A 5751-nucleotide genomic window follows, 5' to 3' on the forward strand; every position below is an offset into this window, starting at 1 on the left:
CGTGGCGGCAATGGCGGCGGCGTTGAGCACGCCGGCCGGCGTTTCGATCATCGCCAGCACCGGCCGGCCGCCAGCGCGCCGCACCACGTCGGCGGCTTCGGCGGCGGTATCGACTTTGGGCACGACGATGCCGGCAAAGCCATCGACGTGCGCGGCGGCCATGTCATCGCCATGCCAGGCGGTGCCCAGGCCGTTCACCCGCACGAACAGCAAGCGCCCGCCCCAGCCCCCTTCCAGGGCGGCGGCCACGGCGGCGGCGCGGGCATCCGCCTTGGCATCGGGCTGCACGGCGTCTTCCAGATCGAGCATGACGGCATCGCAGGCCAGAGTGCGGGCCTTGGCGATGGCGCTGCCACGGTTGGCGGGCAGATAGAGCAGTGAACGCAGGCGGCTCATGTCCGGTTTTGCTTGCGGGCTGTTCATCGCGCGGCGTAATCCTGTGGCTGGAGACTGGATGGGAATTTGACCGATGGTTGGACTGATCTTCGTTGGCGTGCTCGTTGTTCTTGCCATCGCCGTGGTGGCGAGCGCGATCGTCATCGTGCGCCAGGGTTATGAGTACACGCTGGAACGCTTTGGCCGCTTCACCATGGTGCTGCGCCCCGGCATCAACGTGATCGTGCCGTTCGTGGACCGCGTTGGCAAGCGGGTCAACATGATGGAACAGGTGCTCGACATCCCGGGCCAGGAGATCATCACGCGCGACAATGCCATCGTCTCGGTGGATGGCGTGGTGTTCTACCAGGTGCTCGATGCCGCCAAGGCGGCCTATGAGGTGTCGGATCTCTATTCGGCGGTGGTCAACCTGACGACGACCAATTTGCGCACTGTGATGGGGTCGATGGACCTGGATGAGACGCTGTCGAAGCGCGATGCCATCAATGCCCGGCTGCTGGCCGTGGTCGATGAGGCCACCCACCCGTGGGGCATCAAGATCACCCGCGTCGAGCTGAAGGACATCCGCCCGCCAGCCGACATCGTGACGGCGATGGGCCGGCAAATGAAGGCGGAGCGCGAGAAGCGCGCCTCCATCCTGGAAGCCGAAGGCGCCCGCAGCGCCGAGATCTTGCGCGCCGAAGGCGCCAAGCAGGCGCAGATCCTGGAGGCCGAAGGCCGCAAGGAGGCTGCCTTCCGCGACGCCGAAGCGCGCGAGCGGTCGGCCGAGGCCGAAGCCCGCGCCACGCAATTGGTGTCCGACGCGGTGGCCAAGGGCGACGCGCAGGCGCTCAACTATTTCGTGGCGCAGAAATATGTCGAGGCGATGCAGGCCTTTGCCACCTCGAACAACACCAAGACGATGTTCATGCCCTATGAGGCCAGCGCACTGGTCAGCACGCTGGGCGGACTGGCCTCGCTGGTCGACGCCGGCAAGCTGGCGGGCAAAACCGGCAAGCCCTGAGCCATGGACGCGCTTGATCTTGCCACGCTGATCGAAAATCCGTGGACCTGGGCGGTGCTGGCCGGCGTGCTGGCCACGGCCGAACTGGTGGCACCAGGCGTCTATCTCGTGTGGCTGGCCGGCGCGGCGGCTGCCACCGCTGCCGTGGCGCTGCTGGGGCTGGATGCGCGGGCGCTGGCCATCTGCTTCGCACTGTTCGCGCTGGCCTCCCTGCTGATCGCGCGGCGCTGGATGCGGCGGCCGGGTCCCAGCATGGATGATGGGCTGAACCAGCGCGGCACACGGTTGATCGGGGCGCGCGCCGTGGTGGAAGACGCCATCTGCGATGGGCTGGGCCGGGTGAAGCTGGGCGACAGCAGCTGGACCGCAACCGGACCCGACTTGGCCGCTGGCACGCCGGTGACCGTGGTGGCCGTTGATGGCAATCGAGTGGCGGTCGAACCGGTCAATCGTCTGCCCAGCCCGTGAGCTGCCCGCGCAGCTTGCCGAGCGCCGCCTTCTTGATCTGGCAGATGCGGGCGGCGCCGACGCCGAGCACCTGGCCAATCTCCTCCAGGTTCAGTTCCTCGACGAAATAGAGCTGCAACACCTGCGCCTCGCGTTCCGGCAGGGTGGCAATGGCGGCGGCAATGGCGGTGCGGCGGCTGTCCTGCTCCAGGCAGTCGTGGGCATCGGGATCATCGCTGGCAAACCACTGGCTGTGATCGGAATAGACATCATCAAGGCTTTCCGACTGCACGGCGTTGGTCTGTGCCAGCGCGGCGCGATAATCGGCGAGCGGGAGATCGAGCGCGGCGGCCATTTCGGCATCGGTGGCGGTGCGGCCCAATTGCCCTTCCAGGCGGGCGCGCACCTGCCCCCATTCGCGCTTGCGGCGCATGGCCGAGCGCACCAGCGTCGCGCCCTTGCGCATCTGGTCGATCATGGCGCCGCGCACCCGCACGCTGGCATAGGTGGCAAAGGCGGCGTGGCCGCGATCTTCAAAGCTGCGCGCCGCCTCGATCAGGGCGACCATGCCGATCTGCACCAGATCCTCGACATCAATGGCCGAGGAGACCCGGGCATGGACGTGCCAGGCGATGCGGCGCACCAGCTGCAGATGGCTGGAGATCAACCGTTCCGGATCGACCTGCGCCAGCCGGGCCGGGGCATAGAGGGCGGGATCAAGGCCAAGGCGGGCATCCATCAGGCGTCTCCAGTTGCAGGGGCCGACGCCGCGCCGATCACGGCCAGCACATCGACGTCGCGGTCATCGGGAATGTCGGGAAAGGCGAGCACAGGCACGTGCGGCAGCCGGGCGCGCAGCAGCTGCCACAGCGGCCGGCGCACCTGCGGCACGGTGACGATGGCAAAGCGGCGGCCCTGTTCCAGCGGGGTGCGGGTGGCGACCGCCACGGCTTCGGCGACGCGGGTGACAAGCGCCGGATCAAAAGGATGCGCGGCGCCCGGATTGGCGCGCACGGCCTGCACCAGCAGGGTTTCGAGGCCGGGATCGAGCGCGACGGCCGCCAGGGGTGCCTTGACGCCGGCGAGTTCCTGCACCAGCGCCGAGCCAAGCGCCGGGCGGATCAGTTCGGCCAATTCGGCCGGTTCCTGGCTGCGGGGCGCGACCGCCACCAGTGCGCTGGCGATGGAGCGCAGATCGCGGATGGCGATGCCTTCTTCGAGCAGGCGCTGCAGCACCTGGGTGACGACGGCGACGCTGAGCAGCTTGGGGGTGAGCGCGCCGGCCAGCGCGGGTGCGGATTCGGCCAGCGTGTCGAGCAGCGCCTGTACATCATCCTGGCCCAGCAGCCGGTAGGCGTTGGCGATGAGCAACTGGTTCAAGTGGGTGCCGACCACGGCGGCCGGATCGACCACCGTATAGCCGGCGGCTTCGGCCAGATCGGCTTCGGCCGGATCGATCCAGCGCGCCGGGATGCCGAAGGCGGGATCGCTGGCCTCGCGGCCGGGGATGGGGGTGGAAATCGGCCCGGCCTCGATCGCCAGCACATCATCAGGATAGGCGTCATCTTCGCCCACCACGACGCCGGCCAGGGTGATGCGATAGCGGAAGGGCGGCAGCGCCAGGTCATCGCGCACCCGCACTTGCGGCAGCACGAAGCCAAGATTCTTCGACAATTGCCGGCGCACGGCGGTGATGCGCGCCATGAGCGGGGCACCGCGCACGTCTTCCACCAGCGGCACGAGGCCAAAGCCGATCTCGATGCTGGCCGGCGCGGTATCAGCCACGTCCGCCCACTCGATGCGGGCATCGTCGGCGGCGGCTGCGGTGGCGGTGGTTTCGATGGGGGTCTCAGCGGCGGGGCGCTTCTTCAGGGCCAGCCACAGCGCCACCCCAGCAGCCGGCGCGATGATCAAAAGGGGCATGCCCGGCAGCAGGCCGAGCAGCGTCAGGATGATGCCGACCGGCAGCCACGGCGCCGTCTGCCCGAGTTGCAGGCCGACCTGGCCGGCGAGGTCCGTCTCCTTGCCGACCCGGGTGACGACCATGGCCGCGGCGATCGACAACAGCAGCGCTGGCACCTGCGCCACCAGGCCATCACCGACGGCGAGCAGCAGATAGGTGCGCGCCGCATCGGCCAGCGACAGATCGTGCGAGACGGTGCCGAGGATCAGCCCGCCGATGATGTTGATGGCCAGGATCAGCAGGCCGGCGACGGCATCGCCCTTCACGAACTTGGACGAGCCATCCATGGCGCCGTGGAAATCGGCTTCGGTGGTGACTTCAAGGCGGCGAGCGCGGGCTTCGTCGGCGGTGATCTGGCCGGCGTTCAAGTCGGCATCGATGGCCATCTGCTTGCCGGGCAGCGCATCGAGCGTAAACCGCGCCGCGACTTCGGAGACGCGGCCGGCGCCCTTGGTGATGACGACCAGGTTGATGATCACCAGCACGGCAAAGACGAACAGGCCGACGACATAATCGCCGCCGACGACGAAGCTGCCGAAGGCCTCGATCACGTGCCCGGCGGCTGCGGTGCCTTCGTGGCCATGCACCAGCACGACGCGGGTGGAGGCGACGTTGAGCGCGAGGCGCAGCAGCGTGGCGTAGAGCAGCACGGTGGGAAAGGCGGAAAAATCCAGCGGCTGGCGGATGTTGATGGCGACCATCAGCACGATCAGCGCCACCGCGATGTTGGTGACGAAGAAGAGATCGAGCAGCACGGCGGGCAGCGGCACCACCATCAGCGCGACCAGCACCAGGATGGCGGTGGGCAGCAGCGTGGTGCGCGCGTTGAGGTTGAGGGCGAGCGCGTTCACTGCAACGCCACCAGCACGAGATAGGCCATGCGGGCGCGCGCCGCGACCAGCGCCGGATCGGCCGGAGGCAGCGCGCTGCCGGCTTGTGGCAAGCTGTTGCCGGCCGCTGCCGGGGCGTCGCCCAGGTGGCGGTTGATGCGGCCGGCCACAATTTCATGCACTTCAGCCAGGCTGCGGGCGCGGCCATCGGCAGCGAAGAAGGTGGAGCGGTTGGCGGCGGCCGCCGCCGGGAGCAGGCTTGCCGCCGCCATGCCGGGCGCGGCGGCCATGGTCTTCAGGAAACGGATGGCACCGCCGGCGCCGAAGAAGGCAGCGAGATAGAGGTCCGCCGCGCCCGCGGTGCGGCCGAGCGCGCCTTCAAGGCGGGCGGCGTTGTCGCGGGTGAACTCGGCGGCCATGGTGGCGGCCATCTCGGCATTGTGGCGAAGGGAAAGGATGGTCTGCCTGACCGCGCCCGAAGCACCCGCCTTCAATGCCTCCGCCGCCCAGGCGAGGCCGTGCTGATCGCCGTGGCGGGCGACGGTGGCGAGCCAGGTCGCATCGGTGAACTGGAACAGGCCGCTGGCCGACGAGGTTGCGGCGCGGGCCGCGGGATTGAGCCCGGATTCGGCGCGGGCGTTGGCGAGCAGGTAGGAGAAATCGACGCCAGTACGGCTGGCGGCGCTGCTGATCGCATCGACAACGGCCGTGTTGGCGGCGGCGCGGTTGAAGGAGACGGCCTGGGTCATGCCCGGCCCCCAAGCAAGCGGCGTGCCAGCACCGACGGGCCTGCGGGCCTGATTGCACCGTTCTGGAGTTTGGCCCCCGCCAGCATTGCTCAGGCCCAGCGGCCGTCGCGGCCGTAGGTGACAGGTTCCGGCCGTGGCAGCGCCGGCCCGGGGCGCAGCGCGGCGAGGCGCTTTTCCGCGCTGATCAGCTTGGCCCGGCTCATCAAGATCGCCTGGCTGTTGAGGTCGCGGGCTTCTTCGAGCAGCGGGCGTGGCGCAGTGGCGCCAGCGGCCAGCGCCGCCGCCAGATCGGCCAGCGCCCGCGCCTTGGCATCGCTGGCGGCCAGGATGGCATCGGCGTCTTCGGCGTCCAGCGCCGCCAGC

General features: G+C 69.1%; 7 protein-coding genes. 2 read left to right on the forward strand and 5 right to left on the reverse strand.

Annotated features, from left to right (window positions below; all coding sequences use genetic code 11):
- Positions 1 to 396: aldolase/citrate lyase family protein (locus tag GJ693_RS13220; RefSeq protein WP_235902899.1), on the reverse strand; the 396-nt coding region annotated here is incomplete at its 3' end.
- Between the two features lie 73 nt (positions 397 to 469).
- On the opposite strand from GJ693_RS13220, the gene GJ693_RS13225 reads away from it, so the two are divergent.
- Positions 470 to 1399 carry an SPFH domain-containing protein gene (locus GJ693_RS13225; RefSeq protein WP_156256755.1) on the forward strand — a complete coding sequence of 310 codons (930 nt, stop codon included), beginning with the start codon at positions 470 to 472 and terminating at the stop codon, positions 1397 to 1399.
- Between the two features lie 3 nt (positions 1400 to 1402).
- Positions 1403 to 1867: an NfeD family protein gene (locus GJ693_RS13230; RefSeq protein ID WP_156256756.1), complete on the forward strand. Its 465-nt coding sequence runs from the start codon at positions 1403 to 1405 to the stop codon at positions 1865 to 1867.
- On the opposite strand, the gene GJ693_RS13235 is transcribed toward GJ693_RS13230, so the two are convergent.
- The 4 genes from GJ693_RS13235 to GJ693_RS17005 all read right to left on the reverse strand — a co-directional run.
- Positions 1845 to 2585 carry a FliA/WhiG family RNA polymerase sigma factor gene (locus GJ693_RS13235; protein ID WP_197042190.1) on the reverse strand — a complete coding sequence of 247 codons (741 nt, stop codon included), beginning with the start codon at positions 2583 to 2585 and terminating at the stop codon, positions 1845 to 1847. The genes GJ693_RS13230 and GJ693_RS13235 overlap by 23 nt on opposite strands.
- The gene (gene flhA / locus GJ693_RS13240) at positions 2585 to 4660 is read right to left on the reverse strand and encodes a flagellar biosynthesis protein FlhA (RefSeq protein WP_156256757.1); all 2076 of its coding nucleotides are present in this window, start codon (positions 4658 to 4660) and stop codon (positions 2585 to 2587) included. The genes GJ693_RS13235 and flhA overlap by 1 nt, the downstream gene beginning before the upstream one ends.
- On the reverse strand, positions 4657 to 5388 hold the full coding sequence (locus GJ693_RS13245; RefSeq protein ID WP_156256758.1) for a transglycosylase SLT domain-containing protein: 732 nt from the start codon (positions 5386 to 5388) through the stop codon (positions 4657 to 4659). Before GJ693_RS13245 ends, flhA begins: the two co-directional genes overlap by 4 nt.
- An 89-nt stretch (positions 5389 to 5477) precedes the next feature.
- The coding region (locus tag GJ693_RS17005; protein WP_197042191.1) for a hypothetical protein at positions 5478 to 5751 on the reverse strand (274 nt) is incomplete at its 5' end.

The sequence above is a fragment of the Sandarakinorhabdus oryzae genome (genome assembly GCF_009733735.1).
GTDB classification, from domain to species: Bacteria; Pseudomonadota; Alphaproteobacteria; order Sphingomonadales; family Sphingomonadaceae; genus Sandarakinorhabdus; species Sandarakinorhabdus oryzae.

What these genes read in the sequence shown, in the direction of transcription:
- GJ693_RS13225 (WP_156256755.1), top strand. Translation starts at nt 470, where the DNA reads ATGGTTGGACTGATCTTCGTTGGCGTGCTCGTTGTTCTTGCCATCGCC.
- GJ693_RS13230 (WP_156256756.1), top strand. Translation starts at nt 1,403, where the DNA reads ATGGACGCGCTTGATCTTGCCACGCTGATCGAAAATCCGTGGACCTGG.
- GJ693_RS13235 (WP_197042190.1), bottom strand. Translation starts at nt 2,585, where the DNA reads ATGGATGCCCGCCTTGGCCTTGATCCCGCCCTCTATGCCCCGGCCCGG.
- GJ693_RS13245 (WP_156256758.1), bottom strand. Translation starts at nt 5,388, where the DNA reads ATGACCCAGGCCGTCTCCTTCAACCGCGCCGCCGCCAACACGGCCGTT.